Below are 22659 nucleotides of genomic sequence, written 5' to 3' on the forward strand. Positions count from 1 at the left end.
GCGAATTTCGGGGTGGATTATCTCGAAAAACATTCACTCTTCAGCGCTGACCATATTAGGACAAAAACACGCGCAGTTGCCTAATTAAAAGCAACTGCCCCCCAAGAGGAGTTCATTCCTGCTTAAACGGCTTAACTGCTTATCTGATAAAACTTTAGCATTAACGACACTTCTGTCACACCGAGCGACAGGGTACGGGCGATCTCTTCATGAGACATCCCTGAATCGGCCAATTGAAACACCCGTGACGCCAAGGATATTTCGCTCTCCTCGCTCTCCTCGTTCTCGCTCGGTTCCGGTTGCCGATACGCTTTGACTGCCTCAACCTCGTTATTATCCATGAGCGGCCCTAGCACCTCCGTACTCCAATCATCTGTTCCTTCTCTATAAAGCAACCCCTGCAGTACTTGCTCATTGCTTTCTTTTGTGCGACTGACGAAAGAATCAAGCGCCTCTTCTAGAGCTTCCCGGTCCGCTTGCTGTGCGCTTAAAAGCTTCACTTGCTTTTGAAGCTGGAGCACTGTGATTCCCAAGTAAGCGAAACCTAGCAAGGCGAACAACGTCCCTATCGCCTCCATTTCTTCGCCCTCCTCACGAATGTACCTGTGTTTCTTTTCTTAGTAACTTCTGCTTAAGTTTAAAAATGGCACGAGCGTGGATTTGTGAAATTCGCGAGGTCGACAGGTCTAATATGTGACCGATCTCTGTTAAGGTCAATTCTTCATAATAGCAAAGTTGAATCACAAGCTGCTCGTTCTTCCCGAGCCCAGCAATGACTTCAGCCAGTTCCTTTTTGGTGTCTTCTTCAATTAATCGTGCGTCAGGCAAAAGGGCCGAGGTGTCCTCGAGACTGTACGTATAGACGTTCTGTTGCTCTGAGCCCTTGGACACTTCATCTAGTGAGACCAGTTGGCTGGCTAATTGTTCGTGGTTGATTTGCCACACCTCTTTCTCCTCCATCTCTAAGGCAGCAGCAACTTCCTGACTGCTGACGCTGCGACCCTTCTGCTGCTCCAGATAGGCAATGGTCTGATCCATTTTCTTCATCTTATCCCGCATTGACCTCGATACTCGGTCTTCTTTTCTAAGGCCATCCATAATCGCCCCTCGAATGCGAAAAGAAGCGTATGTATCAAATTTCAGCTCTCGGGTTGAATCAAATTTTGCCAACGCATCGGTTAACCCTCCTAAAGCATTGCTTAAGAGTTCTTCCTTGTCCACAGAAGGGGGAAGTCCGACAGAAATGCGCTGTACGTGGTAATGAACGAGGGGCATGTAATTCAAAATAAGTGCTTCGCTAGCGCTCTCACTTTTCGTCCTCTCCCATTCCGCCCACAAAGTGGCTTCCGTTATCACTCTCATCCCCTCTTTCCTAAAGAATCGTTTCACCGACGTGAACGGTACGTACGTGCAAACAAGAGGTTGCCGGATAAAATTCAATTGTCCGACCGTTTTCTCCACCCGTTTCACTTCCTGTAATCTCTATTGCGAGCGCCTGCAAGGCGGCTTTGACCGCCTCAACATTGCGCTGTCCTATACGCATTAATTCTAGCTTTGCCGTAAACGGAAACATTTGCGCTCCTCCAGCCAGTTTGGCCTTCAAGCGATTGCTGATTGCCCCTGCGCTCACTGCTTTCTCCATTAAAGCGGGAATGGCGGTATCGGCATACTTCCAGGGATCAGGATGCCGGTTGCGAGAGCTCGTTGAGTCAGGGAGCATAATGTGGCCCATGGCCGCAAGCTTTCTCTCCTCATCATAAAGGACCACTCCGACACACGACCCCAATCCACAGGTGCGAACGGTCTCGCTTCCCCTTGCTAATCCCCAATCGGCAATAGAAATCGTGTAACGCTCACCCATCACGCTGCCCCTTAAGTGAGGCCTCAATCCGGAGGAGCGAAGCCCTATCTGGAAGCAACAACAAAAAACCTTGGACAGTTTGCTTACGCCCCTCAAGAGCCATCACCGTTTCTATAAGAATGACTTCATCTTCCTCCGCCATCAGCAATGTACCTTCCGCTAAAACCGCTCCAGCCATATCAAACGTTAACGCTGTTACCTGAGGGGCGACCATAAGTGCGGTTAAATCCGCCAGCGAAGAAAGGTAGGCACCGATCACAATGTTTGCCACCTCTTGGAAAGCGGAAACACTAAGCGGGTCCTCCGGTATTTTGGCGCTTCCGTGGGCGTATAGGTCCAGCAATAAATCCGCCAGCCCCTTCGCCTCATTCAAGGCTGTCACAAAAAAGATCCCGCCCTGTACTTCTCCATTCAGTGGAGCATAGACGGCCGCTACGTGAGTATCCTCCCCTCCAAGCTGCTTGGGGAGCTCGGAGGGGAGAAGAACTCGAGCCGTGGGAACCGTCATCTTCACTTGCCTATTGATAAACTGAGAGAGTGCTGTAGCCGCAAAACCGGTGCCGATATTGGCCACTTCCTTTAACAAATCCAGCAACGCGCGTTGTCTTTCAGACTCCATTTCCAGCCCCCCCAACACGACCAACAATCCGACTGGCGAGAAGACCGAGGGGCACGTTCTCATCTACGAAACCTGTTTGAACAGCTGCTTTTGGCATCCCGTATATAACGGCTGTTTCCTTTGCCTCCGCCAGCACATAACACTGATGGCGCTGCTTTAAAGACGCGAGTGCATGCGCCCCATCCTTTCCCATGCCCGTTAGGATAATCGCTAGAACTTTACAACTGGGGAGAAGCGCTACTGAGAAGAACAGCTCGTCCACAGAAGGATGATAGACATCGTTCTGCTCAGGCTCTGAAACGCCAAAAGCCATCGCTCCCCCTTTTTTCATAATGCGTAGTTGCTTTCCACCAGGTCCAATGTAGATTATCCCTGGCTGCAAAACCTCCCCATCCTCAGCCTCTTTGACGCTAACGCGCGAGAGAGCATCTAGTCTTTTTGCCAATGACTGTGTAAAGGCCGCTGGCATGTGCTGGGCAATCACTATTGGCATAGACAAGCTCTTTGGTAAGGCGGTTATGATCGTTTGTAACGCACGAGGCCCCCCTGTGGACGCACCAATTAACACAAGTTCGCTTTCTCTTCCCCGTACAGAAAAAGACTTTGCCTCTTTTAAACCGGTGGTTGAATGTAGCTTTGCCAAAGACGCCGAACGAACCTTTTCTCTTAACAATGCGCCGTGCCTATCTAGAGACTGGCAGCTCGTTTTCGCAGGCTTGGCCATAAAATCAAGCGCACCAGCCTCTAAGGCCTCAATGGTTGCTGCTGCGCCTTCCAAGGTCTGTCCACTGATCATGATCACCGGGCATGGCGCAATTTTCATAAGTTTTTTTAAGGTGTCTATACCGTTGAGTCCTGGCATTTCAATATCTAGGGTAACGACATCTGCTTGAAGCGCTGCTTGCTTGTCCAAGGCTTCGATTCCATTTCGAGCCGTGGCGACGACAGAGATGTCGCCCTCTGCTTGTAGCATGTTCACTAACACTTGACGCATAAAAGCCGAATCATCCACCGTTAGTACTCGAATCATAACGATTGCACCTTTTCTGTAAACGTACGTATTGATTTGAAAAATGGGCCTGCGGTCGTCTCGCTTTCCTTTTGACTCACAGTCCCTAACAGAGTGACATCAAGCGACAAAAAGCGAGAAGCCGCTTCTCTTACATTCGTCAGCGCACGTGCTTCCCATGTTTGCATGGGATCACACACTCCAACCGCGTACACCTTTTTTGGCTGCAAGCGTTTCAACAACGTGTACCTCTCTACCACCTCTTGAACGGATTCCGCCACAAATAGAAGGAGGTCCTCTATCTTTTCGTGGTCCTGCTTCCTGGGGTCATGCAGTAGAAAGACGAAATCGTACTCGTTTTCTAGGGAGCTCTTATACGCTTGAAGATTCAGCATGTCGACTTTGCATGACTTTTGAAAAGCACTGCCTATCTCTTCTGTAGACACCACACCGACACGAAAAGAGGACGACTCAAGCGCCGCAGCAAAGCTCAGCAAGAGTCTCGCTTCCAAAGGATTCCAAACAAATACATCGATCCGATGTGGCTTGCGGATTTGGCGCTTGGCAAGGGCGCGCAGAGCTCTAGCTTGATCCATCTTTCATTCCCTCCATCGCCCATTCAATGAGCCTGTCTCGGTCAGGTCTAACTATTAGGTCTTGCGGGACATTTTGCCCCATTGTCACGCTTACGCAAGGGACCTCAAGGGCATTCATCGCTTCAATCATTGAGCCACGACTGACGGTCTCATCCATTTTCGTGAAAACAACACCGTCCACCGCTTCCCTTCCAAAGGAATCAATGGTTTGGATCAGGTCTTCCGGTTTTGCCGTTAAACTCAAGGCTAGAAAAACGACCGCCCTCTCATCAAATGCTTGAATCGCCGTTGTGGAGGAAATGGCTTGCTCTCGCAAATAGTTGCGTCCTTCTGTATCAATAAACAGACAATCAAAGTCTGAGAGAGCATGATAATGGTCTATTAATTCTTTTGCATTGTAAGCCACACGAACCGGACATTTTAAAATGCCTGCATAGGTTTTCAGCTGTTCCACCGCCGCAATCCGGTAGGTGTCAGCAGTAATGAACGCGACACGCTTGCGCTGATGAAAAACAGCATCTGCCGCTAGCTTTGCAATTGTCGTTGTCTTGCCAACCCCGGTAGGACCTGCGATCGTGATTACCCGTTTCTCCGCAAAAGACATCGCTTTTTGCTGTCCAAAAACCACTTGCAACGTCTTCACGCCTAACTCTCGGGCATTTATCACTCCCTGCTGCTCAATCATCCCTGCGAGGAGGCAGAGTTTATTCCTCGTTTGTTTGCGAACGCCATGGTTCTCCAAGTATTCTTTAAACTGCCTTACGTTGGAAGACTGGTGAGTCTTTTTAGGGACGTTTCCCCTAAGCGTAGCGTCTCTCTCCTCGTTCGCACCTGCCGTTATCTCGAGCTGCTTTCTTCCAAAGAACCCGAACCATCCACCTACCATTTGTTCCTTTGTATGCAATATGACAGCATCCGGCCCTAATGCCGCACGAATTTTCACGACCGCCTCATCCATGGTCTGTGCCTGAAACTTTTCTATTCTCACTCCATCTTCACCACCCCAGCGCTCTGTACTTCCACTTCTGGTTCTAGCTCGTTATAGGAAATAACGGGAACATGGGGAAGATACCGTTCAAGTAGTTGTCTCACATATAAACGTACGGCTGGAGAACAAAGGATCACAGCTTGCCTTCCCATTTCAGAAAACTTCGTCGTTTCACTAACAGCATTTTGCAGTATCGTCTGGGAATCGTTCGGGGAAAGAGCGAGAAAGCTTCCCCGCTCATTTTGACCGACGGCATCCGCTATTTTTTTCTCCACAGTGCCAGCGAGAGTAATGACGTAGAGTGGTTCTTTCTCTTCCGTCACCTGCTGTGTAATTTGCCTCGACAGCGCTTGTCGCACGTATTCTGTCACCACATTCATGTCTTTTGTAAGCCCCCCGTAGTCGGCAAGCGTCTCAAAAATAACCGGCAAATTTCGAACGGAGAGCTGCTCTCTTAACAAATTCTGAAGCACTTTTTGCACGTCGCCAACAGAAAGCGGAGAAGGGGTCACTTCCTCCACAAGTGTCGGATACGATTCTTTTAAATGGTCAATCAACTGCTTGGTTTCTTGACGCCCCAGCAGTTCATGGGCATGCTGCTTCAGCACTTCCGTCAAATGTGTTGAGATGACAGAAGGCGGGTCCACAACGGTGTACCCGGCCATTTCAGCGACGTCCCGCACATCTTCTGTGATCCACTGCGCGGGCAAACCAAAGGCTGGTTCGATGGCGTCAATGCCCGTTACGTCTTCATTTTCAACTCCTGGGCTCATCGCCATGTAGTGATCAAGCAGCACTTCTCCTTTTGCGACGACGTTGCCTTTGACCTTGATCGTGTACTCATTCGGCTGAAGACCGATATTGTCCCGAATGCGAATCACGGGTACGACGGACCCAAGTTCAAGAGCCATTTGCCTCCGAATCATCACAACACGATCGAGCAAATCCCCTCCCTGCTTTGCATCTGCCAAAGGGACTAACCCGTATCCAAACTCAAATTCAATCGGGTCCATTTGCAAGAGACTAACTACGCTCTCCGGTGTCTCTGGCGGTGGTGGCGGCTCTTCATTCAACGTTTCCTCCAGTTCCTGTTGCCCTCTTTCCAGCTTGGATAACTGATACCCAAAGATGGCTAGAACCCCTGCGATCGAGAAGGTGAGTGTCTTCGTAATGGGTGTCGTCAATCCAAGCAGAAAAACCGTCCCAGCCGTCACATAGAGAAGCTTCGGGTGAGCAAAGAGCTGTTTGGACAAATCGCTGCTTAAACTTCCCTCCGAAGCTGCTTTCGTTACAATTACTCCAGTCGCTGTTGAAATAAGCAGTGCGGGGATTTGTGTGACGAGCCCATCTCCGACCGTTAGTAGCGTGTACGTGGAAACAGCGGTACCCATATCCATCCCCATCTGCGTCATGCCAATGACCAGACCGAAGATGAGATTGATCAACACAATGATGATGCTGGCGATGGCATCTCCCTTAACAAACTTACTCGCACCATCCATGGCTCCATAAAAATCAGCTTCTTCCTCAATCTTTTCACGCCGCCCTTTGGCTTCACTGTCCGAAATCAATCCAGCATTCAAATCGGCATCGATGCTCATTTGCTTCCCAGGCATGGCATCCAGTGTAAAGCGCGCCCCGACCTCGGACACTCTCTCAGCCCCTTTGGTAATGACGATAAACTGAATAATAACAAGGATGAGGAACACAACGAAGCCAACAAGAGCGTTCCCACCCACAACAAAATTGCCGAACGTCTCAATCACGTTCCCTGCCTCTGCATTTCCCAAAATGGAACGAGTAGTGGAAACACCCAACCCCAAGCGGAAAAGTGTAACAAGCAGAAGCATCGTCGGAAAAATGGAGAATTCCAAGGCGTCCTTCGTGCTAATCGCCACAAGCAGGATCAGTAAGGATAGCGAGATGTTAAAGATAATGAGAACATCAAGCACAATAGGAGGAAGAGGAATAATGAGCATGACAATAATTAAAATAACGCCAAACAATACCGAGAAATCACGCGCTTTCACACACTCACTCCTTTCCATATGGTTTTTGCGGTGAACCTACTCTTCTCATTTAAGAGACATTTACACCATTGGCTTTTTCAGTTTGTATACATAGGCGAGAACTTCGGCAACGGCCTGAAACATGTCTTCGTTTACTGGTTGATTCAGTTCAACATGGGCATAGAGAGCTCTTGCAAGCGGAACGTTTTCTACCATTGGAACATCATTAGAACGAGCCACAGCCTTAATTCTCTCAGCAGCAAAATCCACACCTTTCGCGACTACGCAGGGAGCGTCGGCTTTCTCGCTCTCATAGCGGAGCGCGACGGCCACATGGATCGGGTTAGTGATAATCACGTCTGCTTTTGGCACTTCCTGTATCATGCGGTTCATTGAAAGCTCCATTTGTTTTTGTTTACGGCGCGACTTAATTTTCGGGTCCCCTTCCACCGTCTTATGTTCGTCACGGACATCTTTCTTTGACATACGAATTTGCTTCTCATGATCGTACCTTTGATAAATATAATCGGGAATCGCTAGCACGAGTAAGAGTATCGCTGCTAAAATGCCCATCAAGATGGTCAAATTGCCAATGGTGATGGCCCCTACTTCCACAGACTTTTGGGACAGCTTAAGCACGTCTTCAAGATTCACCCAGATCACCATGCCAACAAGCGTGCCAACGAACCCAATTTTCGCAAGAGATTTACAAAGCTCCACAAGCGCGCGAGCGGAGAAAATCCGTTTAGCACCTTTAATCGGATCCAATTTTTCAAGCTTAAGCTTCATTGGTTCAGCGCTCATAAGCGCTCCTACTTGCAGAAAGCTTGCAAACCCTCCCGCTAAAACCGTTAGTACCATCAATGGAAGCATCGCGACGCCCATGGTCCAAGTAAGCTCCCCAAAAAGGACGGCAACGGACTGAGAAGAAACGTCAACGAGCAGAAGTCTTCCGAGCATGCTTTTCATCATTTCTAGCATCTCACGAAACATATACGGTCCGGCAAAAAGCCACATAACAATAAAAGCCGCAAACAACATCATCGCTGTATTCACGTCTTGACTCTTCGGAACTTGGCCTTTCTTTCTCGTGTCGGCTCGCTTTTTCTGCGTCGCTTTTTCCGTTTTTTCTTCAGCAAAGTACTGCAAATCCATTTTTACTAAGGTGAGATGCCCCTTCATTGTACGGCTCCCCCAAGTCTTTCCAGAAGTTTTCGCATGGTTGCGATCACTTCTTCAAATAAATAGTTCACACTCATAAAGAACACGCCGATATAAACCGTGAGGATTAGAAGACCCACGATGGTTTTGATGGGCATCCCGACAACGAACACATTCATTTGCGGTACAGTTCGGGAAACAATTCCAAGGGCAACGTCAACAAGAAAAAGCGAACCGACCACCGGAAATGCCATCGCTACAGCTAAAGCGAACATCACTCCCATCGTATTTGCCACAAGCTCGATAACCGGCTCTGTGCCAAAAGGGAGCGCAAGCTGATCCATCGGAACGAACATGTAGCTGTATACCACGCCATCCAACAGCAAATGGTGGCCATCAATTAAGAGTAAATATAGAAGAGCGAATGTATATAAGTAACCTCCGAGTAAAGGACTTTGCGCACCCGTTTGGGGATCGACCACATTAGCAATCATGAAGCCCATGTGAAAGTCCATTAGCCCCCCAGCCACCTGTATGGCGTAGAGCAACATCATCGCAACAAGACCAACAGACAACCCAACGAACAGCTCTTTTAAAATAAGCAACAAATAAGTTGCATTCACGGTTAATTCCGGGATCTCCACTGTAAAAACCACCGTATAAGAAATAAACGCAGCAAATCCTAGCTTCAAGGGCGCGGGCACTGAACGATGACTGTACATCGGCAAGACAATAAAAAAGGCACTTATTCGAACAAGCACGAGCAAAAACGCAGGCAAGAGGGATAGCCAATTTTCCATTAGCCAATAAACCTATGAAGATTGCTGTAAATGCTGTAGGTGAGCTCTGTCAGCTGCGAAAGCATCCAAGGCCCGAAAAGAATTAACCCGATCAGTACACCGACAATTTTCGGAATAAACGCGAGCGTCTGTTCCTGAATTTGTGTGGTGGCCTGAAAAATACTGACAACTAGACCGAGAGCAAGTGCAACGAGAAGCAAGGGCCCTGCGACGAGGAGAACTGTCCAGACACCGCTTTGGGCCATGCGGATAACAAATTCTGAGCTCATAACAAACCGTTCCTTTCTAGCTATAGCTGATGAGAAGGCTCTGAACAACAAGGTACCAGCCATCCACCAGAACAAAAAGCAGCACTTTAAACGGCAAAGCAATCATGACAGGCGGCAACATCATCATTCCCATGGACATGAGTACACTCGCGACAATCATATCGATGACTAGGAATGGAACAAAGATAAGAAAACCAATCTGAAAGGCGGTTTTCAACTCACTAATGGCAAAAGCCGGAACGAGAGTAGAGAGGGGCACCTCTTCAAGCGACTCTGGTTTCTCATGTCCTGCATAGCCCATAAATAGCGCCAAATCCTTCTCTCTCGTATGCTGTGCCATAAACGTCTTGATGGGCACGATGGCAGACTCGAAAGCCTCTTGAGCTTCGATTTCTCCGTTCGCAAGTGGGGTGTACGCTTCGCTATACACTTCAGAGAAGACCGGAGCCATAATGAAAAAAGTCATAAATAAAGCGAGGCCAATAAGCACCTGGTTAGGTGGCGTCGTTTGCGTCGCCAAGCCTTGCCTCACAAATGAAAGTACGATTACAATTCGAGTGAAGCACGTCATTAGAATCAAAATTCCTGGAGCGAGGGAGAGCACTGTTAAAAGCAGCATTAGCTGCACTGTTGTAGCGATGGCCTCTGGCTCTTCAGAAAAAACATCGAAAGAAAAGACTCCAGCAAAAAGCGACGGGGCGGCGATCACCCACTCACTCATCGCCTTTTCTCCGAAAACACAGCATTGCGGTCGCGAAGGGAATGATTCGGTTCTTCTAGCTTCGTTTGCAGAAGTTCAGAGAACGACGGCTGCGTATTGTTTGAAGGCGTCGTCCACTTTGCCTTCAAGGTATCGAATGTTGCCGTAAGCGGCGACTCTCCTATCTGCCCCTGCTGTTTGTCTAAAATTGCACGTATTTCCTGCGGCTCCGTAATTTCTGATAAGAGCTGTACTTGTTCTCCGACCCCAACCACCAGCAGCTTATCGCCTACTTTCACAAGTTGAACCGAACGACTTCCCCCGAGCGAAAGACCGGAGACGAGCTGCATCGCCTTGGTTTCTTGAAACGTCTGCGCTCGTTTATTAATAAAGCGAAGCAAACCGTACAGAAGCAAGATCACAAACAGAAGTGCGACAACGACTTTTACTAGCGACACCCAGCCGCTCTCTCCACTAGAAAGAACAATCTCCTCGTCGACTCCCTCCTTTGACTCACCGTCCTCTGCCTCTTGAAACGACTCCAACACATTCCTGTTTGAATCCTCTGCGTGCACGGGCGCCGGAGCGAAACAGTGCAGAGCCCCGAGCACGAGGAAGAAACTAACTAAGCGTTTTAGAAATGGCATCGAGCACTCGATCAGCTTGAAACGGCTTTACAATAAAGTCTTTCGCTCCGGCCTGAATGGCATCAATGACCATCGCCTGCTGTCCCATCGCTGAACACATGATGATTTTCGCGTTAGGGTCATATTGCCTAATGTCTTTTAAGGCAGAGATTCCATCTTTCTCGGGCATCGTAATATCCATGGTAACGAGATCAGGGGTATGCTCCTTGTACTGTTCAACCGCCTCTTGGCCATCACCAGCCTCTCCAACGACGTCATAACCATTCTTCGTTAAAATATCCTTAATCATCATTCGCATGAACGCTGCATCGTCTACGATTAATACTCGCTTTGACATTGTGGTAGTTCCCCGCTTTCTACTTTCATTTGCTATTTTCTTATTTTAGTTGAGTAATTCGCTCTTTTTGACTAACAATGTCCGTGATCCGTACACCAAAGTTCTCATCAATGACTACGACTTCGCCTTTGGCAATCAGCTTGTCATTAATCAAGACATCCACCGGTTCTCCCGCCAACTTGTCCAGCTCGATAATCGATCCTTGCGCAATCGCTAAAATATCGCGAATCGTCTTTCTTGTCCGGCCAAGTTCAACTTTTACTTCAAGCGGTATATCAAGAAGCATGTTTAGATTGTGCATCTCCGCCTCTGGAAAGTTGCTAGATTCAAAATTGGAAAACACCGCTTTTTGAACTACGGGATCTGGCTTAGCAAGCCGAGCACCAACATGCTGTCCTTCCCGTTCGCCAAAAGACTCCCCTTTTTCCTCGGTGTGTCGGTCTTCAGAAAGTTCACGTAACGGCATGCTCTGAAGTTCTTCCTCCTCCCCCTTTTGCTGAGCTGAAGCTTCCCCTGATGGTGCAGCCCCTTCTAGAAGGGCTTTGGAGAAGTTCTTGCCAAATGGAACGCTCACTAGCTGCATGATGCGCGAGTTAATCAATGAACCGACCTGGAGCCTAAAAGAAATATTAATTAATAGGTCTCCCTCTGGAATATAGGTCTCCGCCCCTTGGTTCTGGAAGTTCACAACGTCTACTTCAGGCGGTGAGATGTCAACACGCCGGTTGAAAAGAGTAGACATAGACGTTGAAGCTGAACCCATCATTTGATTCATCGCTTCTTGAACGGCGCTGATGTACATGTCCGAAAGCTCACTGCTCGGATTTTGACCGTCTCCACCAAGCATAAGATCAGCAATAATCGCTGCATCTTCCGTTGTGATGACAAACAGGTTGGTTCCCTCAAAGCCTTCCGTATAACGGACGTGAATCACCACATGAGGGTGAGGAAATGTATCCTTCAAAGAATCTTTGCCGACAATGCTTACTTCTGGGGCTGTAATCTCGACCTTTTGATTAAGCAGCGTTGACAGTGCCGTTACCGAGCTGCCAATAGAGATATTCCCAATTTCCCCAACGGTATCTTTTTCCATCTCCGTTAAGTAGGCATGGATTGTTGAAGCCTCTTTCGTTTCTTCCTCATTGGATTCTTGGTTTTGCATTCCTTTTAACAATTCATTAATTTCATCTTGTGAAAGTTTATCATCGCTCATCATTCGACCCTCCTATGACATCCGTCACTTGAACAGCGAGGCGGCCTTTTTCCTGACCCGGCTGCGCTAAAAACTTTGTCTCCCCGCCTACTGTCACACAAAGAGGTCGTGAAATGGGTTGAGTAAGCTCAATGACATCACGCTCGCCAAGTTGCAAGAACTCTTCGATCGTAATTTCCGACCGGCCAAGCTCGGCCGCGATATCCAGAGATGCTTTCTTCACCTGAGAGTTAAGTCTTTCCTCGTCTTCATCGCTTGGCAAGGCTTTGGTCTCCTGTAACCAGTGGTGATTGGTAAGCTTAGGTAGCGTTTCCTCAAGCACCACATACGGCAAGCAAATCGTCATGACCCCGGATGTATCCGCGATGCTAGTGGAAAGCGAAATAACCACTACCGTCTCATTAGGCGAGACCAGCTGCAAAAACTGCGGGTTCACTTCAACGGTTTCCATGATCGGCTCAAGCTCTACCACCGATCCCCACGCCTCTTTAAAGCTATGAAGCATTTGATCAAATAGAGCAGAGAGAATTCGATTTTCAATTTCTGTTAAGTTGTCAATTTTATTCATGCTCATTCCATGTCCGCCCAGAACCCTATCAAACATGGCATACGCAATGTTCGGGTTCACTTCGAGCAAGAGCCTTCCATTTAGAGGCAACGGCTCAATAACGTTCAAGAACGTCATTGTTGGAATGGAACGAATGTACTCTTCGTACGGCAGCTGTTCAACCGAGGCCACTTGAATTTGCACAAGCGACCTGAGCTTCGCTGAAAAATAAGTCGTTAAGAGTCTTGCGTAGTTCTCATGAATGCGGGATAAGTTTCGAATCTGATCTTTTGAAAATCGAAGGGCACGCTTAAAGTCGTAGACGCGCACTTTTTGTTCTGATTCGGTTCTTAAAAGCTCGTCCGCGTCCATTTCACCAGTCGAAAGTGCGGATAAAAGCTCATCAATCTCCCCCTGCGACAGAACATCAGCCATGCGAGCACCTCCGTTTCTTTCCGTTATTGAACGACCCAACTCGTTGTGTAAACGTTGACGACAGCGCCATCTTGCATTTCTTCATTTAGCTTTTCGCGTATAGCTTCCTCTACAGCAACCAGACCTTCTTCCCCTTGAACCTCATCCGCCTCCGTGTCTGCGAGCGTCGTTAAGATCGCGTGATTCAGCTGAAAATTTCTTTTTTCGATTTCTTGAGCCGCCTCTTCGCTGTCAAGCTGAATCCGGTATGTAGCTCGAACAAATTCCCCAGACCTCAGGTTTGTTGTCATTTCCTCTGCGTCGAAGGACTGAGCATTGACCTCATCAATGCTTGCCTCCTCGCTTCCAGAAGCCTGATCAAACGACCAATCCTGCAGCAGGTAAAACGCGGCCCCACCGACGATGACAGCAAAAACAAGTACGAGAGAAACGCCTAGAAGCTTATTGTTCTTCATAAATGTTCGTCCTCCTTCCTTAGGCGATGCCTGCCAATTAAGCCGATTTCCCGCATACATTCATTCATCGCGTTCCCCACTTGTCCTATGTTGTCTGCCACCACAATCTTTTTGCCATTCAGTAAAGTGATGGTCGTATCCGGGAGAGCCTCAACTTTTTCAACAAGCAGGATATTAAGTAAGAAAGACTGTCCGTTTAAACGTCTTAGTGTAATCATCACTGGTTCCTCCGCCAAGTCTTCCTTTCTATCGCTTGAGGTTGACAAGTTCTTGCAGGATTTCATCCGACGTCGTAATAACACGGGAATTCGCCTGGAACCCGCGCTGCGCAACAATCATTTCTGTGAACTCGTCGGAAAGATCTACGTTCGACATTTCCAGAAAACCGGATTCCATCTCACCCGTCCCGGCTTCTCCAGCTGTTGTTATCGTTAGCGCACCAGAAGCAGTGGTTTGCGTAAATAGGCTCCCGCCTGCACTTGCTAGCCCCTCCGGATTGGTAAAGCGTGCCACGCCTATTTGGACATCCGCAGAGAGCGTGTCACCATTTTCATCGGTAAGAACAACGGAACCGTCCTTGCCAATGGACATATCGGCAATAGCGTCAAAATCACCAGCAAGATCGCCAAAGTTAATCGTGTTTTCGTTTGAATCGAGAACATAAGCACCTGAGCTCGTCACGAGATCTCCATTGTTATCAAGATAGAAATTTCCCGCGCGTGTATAGGAAGTTGCCCCTCCATTATTGACCATGAAATACCCATCGCCATTTAAAGTGAGATCTAGGGTCCGTCCTGTAAACTGAGTACCACCACTTTCATGGACCGTATCAATCGAACCAACCTGAGAACCTGAACCGACCTGCTTCGCGTTCGTGCTTCCACGATCGGCCGTAGCAGCCGTCGCCCCTTGAAGCTGCTGGCTCACCATGTCTTGAAAGGTGGTCCGACTTTTTTTAAACCCGTGCGTGTTCACGTTGGCAATGTTATTCCCCGTTACGTCCAACTTTGTTTGAAAGTTTTTCATCCCTGAAATTCCTGAATACATAGAGCGAATCATTCGTCATTCCCCTTTTCGTTTTCCGTTTTTGGTAGCCCGTTTGTGATACTTGTCAGCCTGCTTGCTTCTACCCATTTATCTTCACCGTAACCCACCACAAGCGTGCCTTCTTTGTTGTATTTAACGCCTTCAACAACTCCTACTTGTTTGCTCCCAGTCTCATCCTGCCACTCCACTTCTTTTCCAATGAGCTCACTAAATGAAATTAGCTCCTGGCTTTTTTTTTCAAGGTACAGGTGTTGCATACCCGTGTTGAGAGACGTGAGCTGCTCCAGCTGAGAAAAAGTCGCTAGCTGGGCAATGAACTCTCGGTCCTCAATTGGATTGGTAGGATCTTGGTTTTGGAGCTGTGTAATGAGAAGCTTTAAAAAAGCATCTTGACCCAGATTGTTGCCTGATTGACGAGCGTCTACCTGATTTCGAGTACTTTCCAGCATTAAAGTTGGATCGATGCTTGGCACTCAGCATCACCTACGCTTCCTCATAGAATAATCGCCTAGCAAACAGCTCTTGAAACGATTCGCGTTGCTCTTCGTGCTGTTCGCGCCGCTGTTCTTTCTCCTGTTTTTCTTGCTTATCCTGGGACGATTGGCGTTCCTGCTCATCTTTTTCGAAGCTGCGAATATCTACGTCGACAAGCGGCTGCGAAGAATTCCAGAACTGCCGCAGCTGCGGCAGCGTGCGCTCAAGCATTTCTCGTGTCCCCGCTTGATCCGAGGAAATACGAGCGATAAAACCTTCCTCGGTTTGAATCAAGCGAAGCTGTAGGCGACCAAGCGTTTCAGGGTGAAGCTTAACTGTAAACTCACTTGTCTTATTGTTTGGTAGCCGCATTTGCCCTTGCTTCATCAAACGCTCCAACTGCCGAAGAAATTTCCCATCTTCTTCTGCACTATTTGCAGTTGGCGTTTGCACGAGGCGTTCCTTCGGTTCAAGACGTGCCAGTCGCTCCCCCATAAATGAAGAAACCAAATCCCGCTCTGTTTCAAGTTTCATAAACGGATGAGCGACTGGTTGAGATCGTTCACTCCTATTGTTCTCGCTTTTTAACAAGGGATGGACGGGAGTCGTCTCGTCAGTTTCTTCAAGCTCTCCAGACGCAGAGCCATCTGTTTGCACGACTGAAACGACCGGCACTACCGGCTGACGCTCACTCCCTTCCAAAGGCTTTGGTTGGTTTGTTGCAAAAGAGCGTTCATGCGTCTCAGGGATGGTTCCCGTTAGCTCTGTAAAAGAAGCAGCGTTCGGCAACTGCTCGCTCAGGACTCTCCCCTGCTTGACCTCCTTCATAACGTCTAATTGTTGCTCGGTGTGCTTCAGTCCGAATGTAACGTTCTCCTCAATTTGTTTGCTGTGCGCTGTTAAGGTTTCATCTTTGCGCCAATCTATTTTGCTTTCTTTCAAAGGAAGGCTAAGCATCTGAACACCTTTACGTTCTTCGTTTCCGACCTCCGATCGAAAGCGGAAGGGAATCATCTCAGTCTGTGGGACAGCGCGACTTTCTTGGACCGCCGTTTTTTCTTCGCTTTTAAGGTTCTCAAGCAGAGGTTCACTTGATTGCTGAGCGTCCACATGACTCTCACTCACTAATGGCAAAGAATGGTGAGGTTTGCGGCTCGTATTTTGCGTTGCGAAATTCTCCTCTGCCTGCGGGAGGTCTTCGCCCAGGACAGTTGGAATTTTTCTAGATAATTCTTCGACTAATGGTTTGTCATTTGCTAGCGCTGATTTCGGGACAATCTCGTGGATGCGCTGGAAGAGGGGGACCGCCGGTACTTGGCCGTTACGTAGTAGGTTCCTAGTATCTCGATCCGTTTCACTCGTCCTCTCTGCTCTTACAATGACCTCATGCTTCTGTTCCGATTCTGCATGATCAAAAGCATCCTTCTCCATCAGTTCTACTGGAGCTTTTCCCCTTGTTGTCAGAGCAGAGCTTGCCTCCTCCTGGAAATCTTCGGAAGCATCCAACCATCCGTTTATCTCTTCCGAGGCCGAGTCAAAAGCCTTCTCTACCTTTTCGTAGAAGGAGAGTGATTCAAAATTGGGTGGTTTCATCTCTTCTTTGCTCTTCCCCTCTTTCAAGAAGGGATTTTCATCGTCACCCACTTTGGGCTGAGGCAACATGTGTACTTTTCGTCGAAGTAGCTGGGCAAATCCTTCTCCAGATCCTTCAGACTCGGCTGCATAATTGGTTGCTGAGTGGACAGGAACTTCCCCAGGTAATGCCGTAAACCGAATCATGATCCTCCCCCTTTCTAAGGAGCTTCGTTTGCCATTCTTTGCATGAAGGTTGACGCCTTACTCTCATCTAGTCGACCAATAATTTGTGCGCGCAGTGCAGGCTTCATATTGGACAGATGTTCATAGGCTTGATCATCCTCCATTTCACTCAAAATAGCAGCGGCTCGTTTCGAGGACATTCCTTCATAGGTCTTAATCACCTCACTCATGGAGGCATTTGTTTGAGTAGCCTCCTCCGTGTCCCCTTGCTCCACTTCACCTGCGTCCTCCTGCTCTAATTCCTGCATTTCGCTTACCCTATCACTCCATTCACTTTCCAGGCTTACCAACTGCTCTTCTACCCTCAAAAGCTCTTCCTCTAATTCCTCAATTCTGGCTTGAAATGCTTCCTCCTTTCCATCAACCGAGACAACGGAAGAAACCATATTTTTTGCCGATTCTCCTACGTTAAAACCAAGAAGCGGACCAAGCACTACAAAAAACACAATCATAAGAAACAGAGCGGGAATACCGATAAATAAGAACAGAGAGAGACTACTGAAGCTACGTTTTTCTTTTTTGCTACTCATAACAACTGGCGCCTGCGGATAAATCGTGAAGAAGCGAGCTCGTCCAGCGTTTGCGCCTCAAGCTTCTTCTGTTCTTCTTCGTACAACGCTTGTTTTTGCTCTCGTATTCTTTCGTATTGCTTGTAAGCAAGAGCGAGTTCATCACGCTTGTTTTTCTTATGCTGCATCAATCGCCTCGCCTGTTCAGTCTCTTTTTCTTGTCTAACAATTCGCTGGCGGATCCACTCCAAATGCTTTTCCTCACCCATGACCCGCAAAACCGTTGCTCGTTGGTCAAGTGTCTCCTCTAAGCTCGACTCAAGATCCTCTTTCCGTTTCAGTAAGTGGTAAAGTGTAGTTGCTACTTCTTCAAAATCACCAGAGGCCTCTCTATAAGCTTGCTCTGCAATATCCTTCTGCTGTTTGCATACGTTCATCACATGCTGCAACGAATAGCTAAAACTCACGCAAGAACTCATCCCTTCTCTGAAAGCTCTATAAGCTCCTTAACGGTATGTGAAAAAGGCAAATGCTCATCTTTTTCTTGCTTTAACAAGGTGATAATATCGGGATACACGTTAACAGCTTGGTCAATCGCTGAAGAGGTCCCTTTTTTATAAGCTCCAATTTGAATAAGATCCTCTGCCTCTTCAAAGTCCGCCAATCGCTCTCGAACCTGGCGGGCAGCTTTTTGATGTTCTTTTGTCACCAAATCCCCCATCACTCGGCTTACGCTTTTTAACACATTGATTGCCGGAAACTGCCCTTTGTTCGCCAGCTTACGGTCAAGAACCAGATGTCCATCCAAAATCCCTCTCACCGCATCAGCAATTGGTTCATTCATGTCGTCCCCGTCAACGAGAACGGTATAAAAAGCGGTAATGCTTCCTCTTTCATTCGTGCCGGAGCGCTCCAACAATTTGGGCAGCATCGCAAAAACCGAGGGAGGGTACCCTTTTGTTGTTGGGGGTTCTCCTACAGCAAGTCCAATTTCACGCTGCGCCATCGCAAAACGGGTGATCGAATCCATCAATAAGTTAACGACCATGCCCAAGTCTCGAAAGTATTCCGCAATCGCGGTCGCCGTCTGGGCTCCTTTTACCCGCATAAGAGCTGGTTGGTCAGAAGTGACGACGACCAGTACCGATTTCTTTAAGCCAGCTGGCCCTAAATCTCGTTCAATAAATTCCTTCACTTCGCGACCTCGTTCTCCTATTAGAGCAATGACGTTGATATCCGCCTCCGCATGAGAGGCAATCATTGAAAGCAAGGTGCTCTTGCCCACCCCACTTCCAGCGAAGATGCCGATACGTTGGCCTCTTCCTACCGTAAATAAACCGTCAATTGCCTTGATGCCGAGCCCCATTACTTCTGAAATGCGCGGTCGATCCAACGGATTGGGGGGCTTTCTTTCAGTCGAATATGCGTCGAGTGGCGGAAGCAAACCCTCTGCTGTTAAACATTCCCCTGCGCCATTGACAATCTGACCAATGAGCCCAAGACCAACACGGACATCAAGTGGCTTCCCTGTCGCCTCAACAAGACTACCAGGGGCGATCTGAATGGTATCCTCAAGAGGCATTAAAAGCACATTGTCATCGCGAAACCCTACGACTTCTGCTTTAATCTCTCGACTGTTGCTCACACCTGTGTAGATCAAACATAGATCTCCAATCGCCGCTTGTGGTCCTACGGATTCAATCATGAGCCCCGTGACCTGACGTACATGCCCGTACCATTTGTAAGGAGAAAGCCTCTGAATTTCTCTATGTAAGGACAAGCGACCCGCCCCTTTTCAACGTGAGCAACTGCTCTTTAAGCTGAATAAGCTGTACATCAAGGGAAGCATCCATCCGCCCCCCACTTGTTTGCACAATGCAACCCTCAGGCGAAAGCCTGCCGTCCGGTACGATAGCAAGTTCCGTGCTTGCCACAAGTAACTGGTTTAGCTCCTGCTTGCGATCAGAAATTCGCTCATACCATTCAGGAGGCACATATAGCTTCACCTGTCGATGCTCTCTAACCTCTGTCACGATTTGCTTGAGCATTGCTTGCAGCATCTCCTCCTCCTCTAAAGCACTGCTAAGAACGCGGTAGGAAAGCTCGTGAGCCAGCTCAATGATCAACCCTTCATGCCTATCTAGGGCTTCCTCTCTCTCCTTTGAGGCACGGTCGACAATAGCTGCTGCCAGTTTAAGCTGTTCAGAGAAACGCCTCTCTACTTCCTTCCTCGCCTCCTCGTACCCCTCTTCATATCCCTTCCTCCTCGCTTCATCAAGTACCTGTTCACATTGAACAACATGCTCCTTTTGTTCTTGCTCAATTTTCTCCAGTACTTGTCTCGCTTTCTCGTTAGCCGATGCCAGCAGCTCGTTGGCCTCTTCATGCGCTTCGCTCTTCATTTCATCAAGTTCCTTCACGACCTCAACGTGACTTTTCGCATTATTTATAGGAGGAGCAGAGAATAATTCCACCTCAAACGGCTGGACAGCGATCTTTCGTTCTGAGAATGATTGATCTCTTTCATTCCTTGCCTTGATGATATTAGACAACAATGTCCTCTCCCTCGTTTCGTGCAATCACAATTTCGCCTGCATCCTCAAGATTACGAATTGTCGCCACGATGCGTGACTGAGCATCTTCCACGTCACGAAGCCTCACCGGCCCAAGAAACTCCATTTCATCTCGAAACGCTTCCGCCATACGCTGCGACATATTTTCGAAAATGATGTTTTTCACTTCATCGCTTGCCACCTTTAATGAAAGTTTCAAGTCATCATTTTCCACTTCTCGAATAACTTGTTGAATCGCTCGTCTTTCAAGAGTCACAATGTCCTCGAACACAAACATCCGCTTTTTGATCTCATCGGCTAAATCAGGATCTTGTACATGGAGCCCGTCTAATATCGTTCGCTCTGTTGTACGATCGACACCGTTCAATACTTCTACCACAGCTTCTACTCCGCCGGCCTCTGTAAAATCTTGGGATAGTGTTTGTGAAAGCTTTTCTTCCAAAACAGCTTCCACTTGAGCGATGACTTCTGGAGAGGAACGATCCATTAGCGCCATTCGACGAGCGACATCCGTCTGAATTCCCTCGGGCAGGGCCGAAAGGATTTGTCCCGCCTGCTTCGTACCAAGATAGGCAAGAATAAGCGCAATCGTCTGCGGGTGCTCATGTTGAATGAAATTTAAAATCTGCGCGGCATCGGTCTTTCGTGCAAAGTCAAACGGGCGAACTTGGAGCGTGGATGTTAAGCGATGCATCATTTGTTCGGCCGCTTCCGTACCGACTGCTTTTTCTAAGATGTTTCGGGCATAGCCGATTCCACCTTGCATCATATATTCCTGAGCCATCGCAATGGAGTGGAATTCTTTTGTCACAAGCTCTTGAGTTTCTTTTTCCACTTTTCGAACGGTTGAAATTTCTAGTGACAGAAGTTCAATCTCCTCTCCGCTTAAATGTTTGTAGACCTGCGCGGCCGTATCAGGCCCCAGTGAGATCAAAAGAATGGCCGCCTTCTGCCTCCCTTTCAGCTTCCCCACTGCCATAGTCATCATCTCCTACTGTTCTCTTCTTAACGAATACGACCTACTCATCTGAAAGCCATGTTCGTAGAAGTTTTGAGAAATCCTCTGGGTTGTCACGTGCCAGCTTGTCTATTTGACGAATGCGCTGGGTCTCCTCGGATTCTTCGTTAAGAGGTAGCTCCTCGATTACGCTCTCTTCCACACTAGAAGGGAACTCGCTCTGTTCAAGGTATGGCTCTTCCCTGTTCCTTGCTTTGAATAAGAGCATTGAAATAACCGCAATGGCTAAGAGCAGCAACCCGCCGAGCACGTAGAGCCAAACTGGAATTTGTGCTGGCTCCTCTTCTCCTTCTAAAGGTTGCGTCACAAATGAAGAGGAGGCCACCATGACCTTTTCACCTATGTTTAACTCTTCTCCCTCTTCTGTTGGAAGCGTCGTTGAAATGATTGTCCCAAGCATCTCTTCAATTTCACCAACCTGCTGCTGTGGCAATGCCTGCATTCCATCAGGAGGATTAATCATCACTTGAATACCTACATCTCGAATTTGATAAGGACTTTCGATAATTTCGCGGTTGATTCGGTTGACTTCATAGTTAATACGTTCCTCTGTTCGCTCTGACTCTGCGTCGCCCGCTCCACCCGCTCCAGCAAAATTAGGTATTTCATCTCCGGCGCCTACAATGCCTCCGTCTTCCGCTCCTGTGCCTTCATACATGTCTATGATTCTTTCGGCGCTTATGGCAATGCCGGACATCTCTTCTTCATTGACTGGCTCAACTAATTCCTCTGTACGCTGTTCCTGGGTAAAGTCAATATCGGTCGTTATCGAGACGATGGCATTTTGTGGGCCGACCACTGCCCCAAGAAGCTGCTGTACATTTCTTCGTAAATCTTCTTCAATTTCTTTCTTCACTTCTCGCTGCGATTCAAAAGAAGTAGACGGGCTCGAAGCGTCTTCCGTATAGGTATAGTCATTAAATTGCGAATCTGATACAACAATATTTTCAATTGATAGGTTCGGTACACTTTTAGAAATTAAATGATACAGCGCCTTCACTTGCACTTCTTCCAACTGATGACCAGGCGCTAAATCAAGAACGACTGCCGCCGTCGCGGATTCTTCCTCTGCATTAAGCCAGACGCTTTCTTCAGGTAACGTAATCATAACGTTTGCATTCGTTACTCCTGATACACCACGGACGAGTTCCGCAAGTTCTGTTTGCATAAGGGATCGCTCTATAACGGAAAATTCATTGTCCGTCATTCCAAAACCCATTTGTTCTTGAAAGAAGGAATAATCAATACTTCCGCTTTGCGGTAAGCCCTCTGCCGCTAAATCTACTTTTAACCCGTCCACCTGTTCTTCGGGGACATGAATCGTCGTCCCGTTGTTGGATATTTCAGCTACGATCCCTCTCGTCTCTAAGGCCTCCTGAATTTGCCCAGCTTCCGCGAGGGTCAGATTGCTATAAAGCGGCGCATAGTTTGCTCTCATTGAGAGTGCCACGATGATCGCTATGCTTATAAGGAGCATAACAATGGTCGTTATTAACGCTCCTTTCTGCCAGGCGGAACGAGCGAGCCAAAACTGTTTCATTCGATCTCCGTATATCGCTAGGTTCTCTTTCATG

Annotated in this window: 27 protein-coding genes; all 27 read right to left on the minus strand. The window is 48.0% G+C overall.

From position 1 onward, the window contains the following. Positions 1 to 131: 131 nt before the first annotated feature. The 27 genes from AVZ68_RS10900 to fliF are packed head-to-tail and all read right to left on the minus strand — an operon-like array spanning position 132 to position 22658. The gene (locus AVZ68_RS10900; protein WP_059104589.1) at positions 132 to 578 is read right to left on the minus strand and encodes a DUF6115 domain-containing protein; all 447 of its coding nucleotides are present in this window, start codon (positions 576 to 578) and stop codon (positions 132 to 134) included. Between the two features lie 13 nt (positions 579 to 591). Further along, on the minus strand, positions 592 to 1362 hold the full coding sequence (locus tag AVZ68_RS10905) for a FliA/WhiG family RNA polymerase sigma factor (protein ID WP_059104590.1): 771 nt from the start codon (positions 1360 to 1362) through the stop codon (positions 592 to 594). 10 nt (positions 1363 to 1372) lie between these two features. Beyond that, on the minus strand, positions 1373 to 1861 hold the full coding sequence (locus AVZ68_RS10910; RefSeq protein ID WP_059104591.1) for a chemotaxis protein CheD: 489 nt from the start codon (positions 1859 to 1861) through the stop codon (positions 1373 to 1375). After that, the gene (locus AVZ68_RS10915) at positions 1854 to 2480 is read right to left on the minus strand and encodes a chemotaxis protein CheC (protein WP_059104592.1); all 627 of its coding nucleotides are present in this window, start codon (positions 2478 to 2480) and stop codon (positions 1854 to 1856) included. Before AVZ68_RS10915 ends, AVZ68_RS10910 begins: the two co-directional genes overlap by 8 nt. Continuing rightward, entirely contained in the window at positions 2470 to 3510 is a 1041-nt protein-coding gene (locus tag AVZ68_RS10920) for a protein-glutamate methylesterase/protein-glutamine glutaminase (RefSeq protein WP_059104593.1), read from the minus strand. The genes AVZ68_RS10915 and AVZ68_RS10920 overlap by 11 nt, the downstream gene beginning before the upstream one ends. Continuing rightward, on the minus strand, positions 3507 to 4085 hold the full coding sequence (locus AVZ68_RS10925; protein ID WP_059104594.1) for a hypothetical protein: 579 nt from the start codon (positions 4083 to 4085) through the stop codon (positions 3507 to 3509). Before AVZ68_RS10925 ends, AVZ68_RS10920 begins: the two co-directional genes overlap by 4 nt. Continuing rightward, positions 4072 to 5073: a flagellar biosynthesis protein FlhF gene (locus tag AVZ68_RS10930; RefSeq protein ID WP_059104595.1), complete on the minus strand. Its 1002-nt coding sequence runs from the start codon at positions 5071 to 5073 to the stop codon at positions 4072 to 4074. Before AVZ68_RS10930 ends, AVZ68_RS10925 begins: the two co-directional genes overlap by 14 nt. Continuing rightward, positions 5070 to 7103, minus strand: coding sequence for a flagellar biosynthesis protein FlhA (gene flhA / locus AVZ68_RS10935; RefSeq protein WP_059104596.1), 2034 nt, complete (start codon positions 7101 to 7103; stop codon positions 5070 to 5072). The genes AVZ68_RS10930 and flhA overlap by 4 nt, the downstream gene beginning before the upstream one ends. Before the next feature lie 60 nt (positions 7104 to 7163). Beyond that, the gene (gene flhB / locus AVZ68_RS10940) at positions 7164 to 8264 is read right to left on the minus strand and encodes a flagellar biosynthesis protein FlhB (RefSeq protein WP_059104597.1); all 1101 of its coding nucleotides are present in this window, start codon (positions 8262 to 8264) and stop codon (positions 7164 to 7166) included. Then, positions 8261 to 9043, minus strand: a complete 783-nt coding sequence (fliR, locus tag AVZ68_RS10945) for a flagellar biosynthetic protein FliR (RefSeq protein ID WP_059104598.1) — start codon at positions 9041 to 9043, stop codon at positions 8261 to 8263. The genes flhB and fliR overlap by 4 nt, the downstream gene beginning before the upstream one ends. Then, positions 9043 to 9312 carry a flagellar biosynthesis protein FliQ gene (gene fliQ, locus AVZ68_RS10950; protein ID WP_059104599.1) on the minus strand — a complete coding sequence of 90 codons (270 nt, stop codon included), beginning with the start codon at positions 9310 to 9312 and terminating at the stop codon, positions 9043 to 9045. The genes fliR and fliQ overlap by 1 nt, the downstream gene beginning before the upstream one ends. 16 nt (positions 9313 to 9328) lie before the next feature. After that, positions 9329 to 10033, minus strand: a complete 705-nt coding sequence (gene fliP / locus AVZ68_RS10955; RefSeq protein WP_059104600.1) for a flagellar type III secretion system pore protein FliP — start codon at positions 10031 to 10033, stop codon at positions 9329 to 9331. Then, entirely contained in the window at positions 10030 to 10659 is a 630-nt protein-coding gene (locus AVZ68_RS10960) for a flagellar biosynthetic protein FliO (RefSeq protein ID WP_082676517.1), read from the minus strand. The genes fliP and AVZ68_RS10960 overlap by 4 nt, the downstream gene beginning before the upstream one ends. After that, positions 10634 to 10996: a response regulator gene (locus AVZ68_RS10965; RefSeq protein WP_059104602.1), complete on the minus strand. Its 363-nt coding sequence runs from the start codon at positions 10994 to 10996 to the stop codon at positions 10634 to 10636. Before AVZ68_RS10965 ends, AVZ68_RS10960 begins: the two co-directional genes overlap by 26 nt. Positions 10997 to 11036: 40 nt before the next feature. Next, the gene (gene fliY / locus AVZ68_RS10970) at positions 11037 to 12209 is read right to left on the minus strand and encodes a flagellar motor switch phosphatase FliY (protein ID WP_059104603.1); all 1173 of its coding nucleotides are present in this window, start codon (positions 12207 to 12209) and stop codon (positions 11037 to 11039) included. Continuing rightward, entirely contained in the window at positions 12199 to 13191 is a 993-nt protein-coding gene (fliM, locus tag AVZ68_RS10975) for a flagellar motor switch protein FliM (RefSeq protein WP_059104604.1), read from the minus strand. The genes fliY and fliM overlap by 11 nt, the downstream gene beginning before the upstream one ends. Positions 13192 to 13214: 23 nt before the next feature. Then, complete coding sequence (gene fliL, locus AVZ68_RS10980; protein ID WP_059104605.1) at positions 13215 to 13646, minus strand: flagellar basal body-associated protein FliL; 432 nt, start codon at positions 13644 to 13646, stop codon at positions 13215 to 13217. Further along, on the minus strand, positions 13643 to 13864 hold the full coding sequence (locus tag AVZ68_RS10985) for a flagellar FlbD family protein (protein WP_059104606.1): 222 nt from the start codon (positions 13862 to 13864) through the stop codon (positions 13643 to 13645). The genes fliL and AVZ68_RS10985 overlap by 4 nt, the downstream gene beginning before the upstream one ends. Before the next feature lie 28 nt (positions 13865 to 13892). Beyond that, entirely contained in the window at positions 13893 to 14705 is an 813-nt protein-coding gene (gene flgG / locus AVZ68_RS10990) for a flagellar basal body rod protein FlgG (RefSeq protein WP_059104607.1), read from the minus strand. Then, the gene (gene flgD, locus AVZ68_RS10995) at positions 14702 to 15166 is read right to left on the minus strand and encodes a flagellar hook assembly protein FlgD (protein ID WP_059104608.1); all 465 of its coding nucleotides are present in this window, start codon (positions 15164 to 15166) and stop codon (positions 14702 to 14704) included. Before flgD ends, flgG begins: the two co-directional genes overlap by 4 nt. 10 nt (positions 15167 to 15176) lie before the next feature. Continuing rightward, the gene (locus AVZ68_RS11000) at positions 15177 to 16946 is read right to left on the minus strand and encodes a flagellar hook-length control protein FliK (protein ID WP_059104609.1); all 1770 of its coding nucleotides are present in this window, start codon (positions 16944 to 16946) and stop codon (positions 15177 to 15179) included. Positions 16947 to 16960: 14 nt separating this feature from the next. Next, positions 16961 to 17515 (minus strand): MotE family protein, encoded by a 555-nt coding sequence (locus AVZ68_RS11005; RefSeq protein ID WP_059104610.1) that lies wholly within the window; start codon positions 17513 to 17515, stop codon positions 16961 to 16963. After that, complete coding sequence (gene fliJ, locus AVZ68_RS11010; RefSeq protein WP_180316698.1) at positions 17512 to 17961, minus strand: flagellar export protein FliJ; 450 nt, start codon at positions 17959 to 17961, stop codon at positions 17512 to 17514. Before fliJ ends, AVZ68_RS11005 begins: the two co-directional genes overlap by 4 nt. A gap of 8 nt (positions 17962 to 17969) precedes the next feature. Further along, positions 17970 to 19274 carry a flagellar protein export ATPase FliI gene (gene fliI / locus AVZ68_RS11015; protein WP_059104612.1) on the minus strand — a complete coding sequence of 435 codons (1305 nt, stop codon included), beginning with the start codon at positions 19272 to 19274 and terminating at the stop codon, positions 17970 to 17972. Next, positions 19261 to 20046, minus strand: a complete 786-nt coding sequence (fliH, locus tag AVZ68_RS11020; protein WP_059104613.1) for a flagellar assembly protein FliH — start codon at positions 20044 to 20046, stop codon at positions 19261 to 19263. The genes fliI and fliH overlap by 14 nt, the downstream gene beginning before the upstream one ends. Continuing rightward, positions 20039 to 21046, minus strand: a complete 1008-nt coding sequence (fliG, locus tag AVZ68_RS11025; protein ID WP_157404637.1) for a flagellar motor switch protein FliG — start codon at positions 21044 to 21046, stop codon at positions 20039 to 20041. The genes fliH and fliG overlap by 8 nt, the downstream gene beginning before the upstream one ends. A 40-nt stretch (positions 21047 to 21086) precedes the next feature. Beyond that, the gene (gene fliF / locus AVZ68_RS11030; protein ID WP_059104614.1) at positions 21087 to 22658 is read right to left on the minus strand and encodes a flagellar basal-body MS-ring/collar protein FliF; all 1572 of its coding nucleotides are present in this window, start codon (positions 22656 to 22658) and stop codon (positions 21087 to 21089) included. Position 22659: the final 1 nt, after the last annotated feature.

Source organism: Shouchella shacheensis (assembly GCF_001484965.1).
GTDB classification, from domain to species: domain Bacteria; phylum Bacillota; class Bacilli; order Bacillales; family Bacillaceae_D; genus Shouchella; species Shouchella shacheensis.

Bases quoted from the DNA above. Each gene is read 5' to 3' on its own strand.
- AVZ68_RS10900 (WP_059104589.1), bottom strand. From the start codon at position 578: ATGGAGGCGATAGGGACGTTGTTCGCCTTGCTAGGTTTCGCTTACTTG.
- AVZ68_RS10905 (WP_059104590.1), bottom strand. From the start codon at position 1,362: ATGAGAGTGATAACGGAAGCCACTTTGTGGGCGGAATGGGAGAGGACG.
- AVZ68_RS10910 (WP_059104591.1), bottom strand. From the start codon at position 1,861: ATGGGTGAGCGTTACACGATTTCTATTGCCGATTGGGGATTAGCAAGG.
- AVZ68_RS10915 (WP_059104592.1), bottom strand. From the start codon at position 2,480: ATGGAGTCTGAAAGACAACGCGCGTTGCTGGATTTGTTAAAGGAAGTG.
- AVZ68_RS10920 (WP_059104593.1), bottom strand. From the start codon at position 3,510: ATGATTCGAGTACTAACGGTGGATGATTCGGCTTTTATGCGTCAAGTG.
- AVZ68_RS10925 (WP_059104594.1), bottom strand. From the start codon at position 4,085: ATGGATCAAGCTAGAGCTCTGCGCGCCCTTGCCAAGCGCCAAATCCGC.
- flhB (WP_059104597.1), bottom strand. From the start codon at position 8,264: ATGAAGGGGCATCTCACCTTAGTAAAAATGGATTTGCAGTACTTTGCT.
- fliR (WP_059104598.1), bottom strand. From the start codon at position 9,043: ATGGAAAATTGGCTATCCCTCTTGCCTGCGTTTTTGCTCGTGCTTGTT.
- fliQ (WP_059104599.1), bottom strand. From the start codon at position 9,312: ATGAGCTCAGAATTTGTTATCCGCATGGCCCAAAGCGGTGTCTGGACA.
- fliP (WP_059104600.1), bottom strand. From the start codon at position 10,033: ATGAGTGAGTGGGTGATCGCCGCCCCGTCGCTTTTTGCTGGAGTCTTT.
- AVZ68_RS10960 (WP_082676517.1), bottom strand. From the start codon at position 10,659: ATGCCATTTCTAAAACGCTTAGTTAGTTTCTTCCTCGTGCTCGGGGCT.
- AVZ68_RS10965 (WP_059104602.1), bottom strand. From the start codon at position 10,996: ATGTCAAAGCGAGTATTAATCGTAGACGATGCAGCGTTCATGCGAATG.
- fliY (WP_059104603.1), bottom strand. From the start codon at position 12,209: ATGAGCGATGATAAACTTTCACAAGATGAAATTAATGAATTGTTAAAA.
- fliM (WP_059104604.1), bottom strand. From the start codon at position 13,191: ATGGCTGATGTTCTGTCGCAGGGGGAGATTGATGAGCTTTTATCCGCA.
- fliL (WP_059104605.1), bottom strand. From the start codon at position 13,646: ATGAAGAACAATAAGCTTCTAGGCGTTTCTCTCGTACTTGTTTTTGCT.
- AVZ68_RS10985 (WP_059104606.1), bottom strand. From the start codon at position 13,864: ATGATTACACTAAGACGTTTAAACGGACAGTCTTTCTTACTTAATATC.
- flgG (WP_059104607.1), bottom strand. From the start codon at position 14,705: ATGATTCGCTCTATGTATTCAGGAATTTCAGGGATGAAAAACTTTCAA.
- AVZ68_RS11000 (WP_059104609.1), bottom strand. From the start codon at position 16,946: ATGATTCGGTTTACGGCATTACCTGGGGAAGTTCCTGTCCACTCAGCA.
- AVZ68_RS11005 (WP_059104610.1), bottom strand. From the start codon at position 17,515: ATGAGTAGCAAAAAAGAAAAACGTAGCTTCAGTAGTCTCTCTCTGTTC.
- fliG (WP_157404637.1), bottom strand. From the start codon at position 21,046: ATGGCAGTGGGGAAGCTGAAAGGGAGGCAGAAGGCGGCCATTCTTTTG.
- fliF (WP_059104614.1), bottom strand. From the start codon at position 22,658: ATGAAAGAGAACCTAGCGATATACGGAGATCGAATGAAACAGTTTTGG.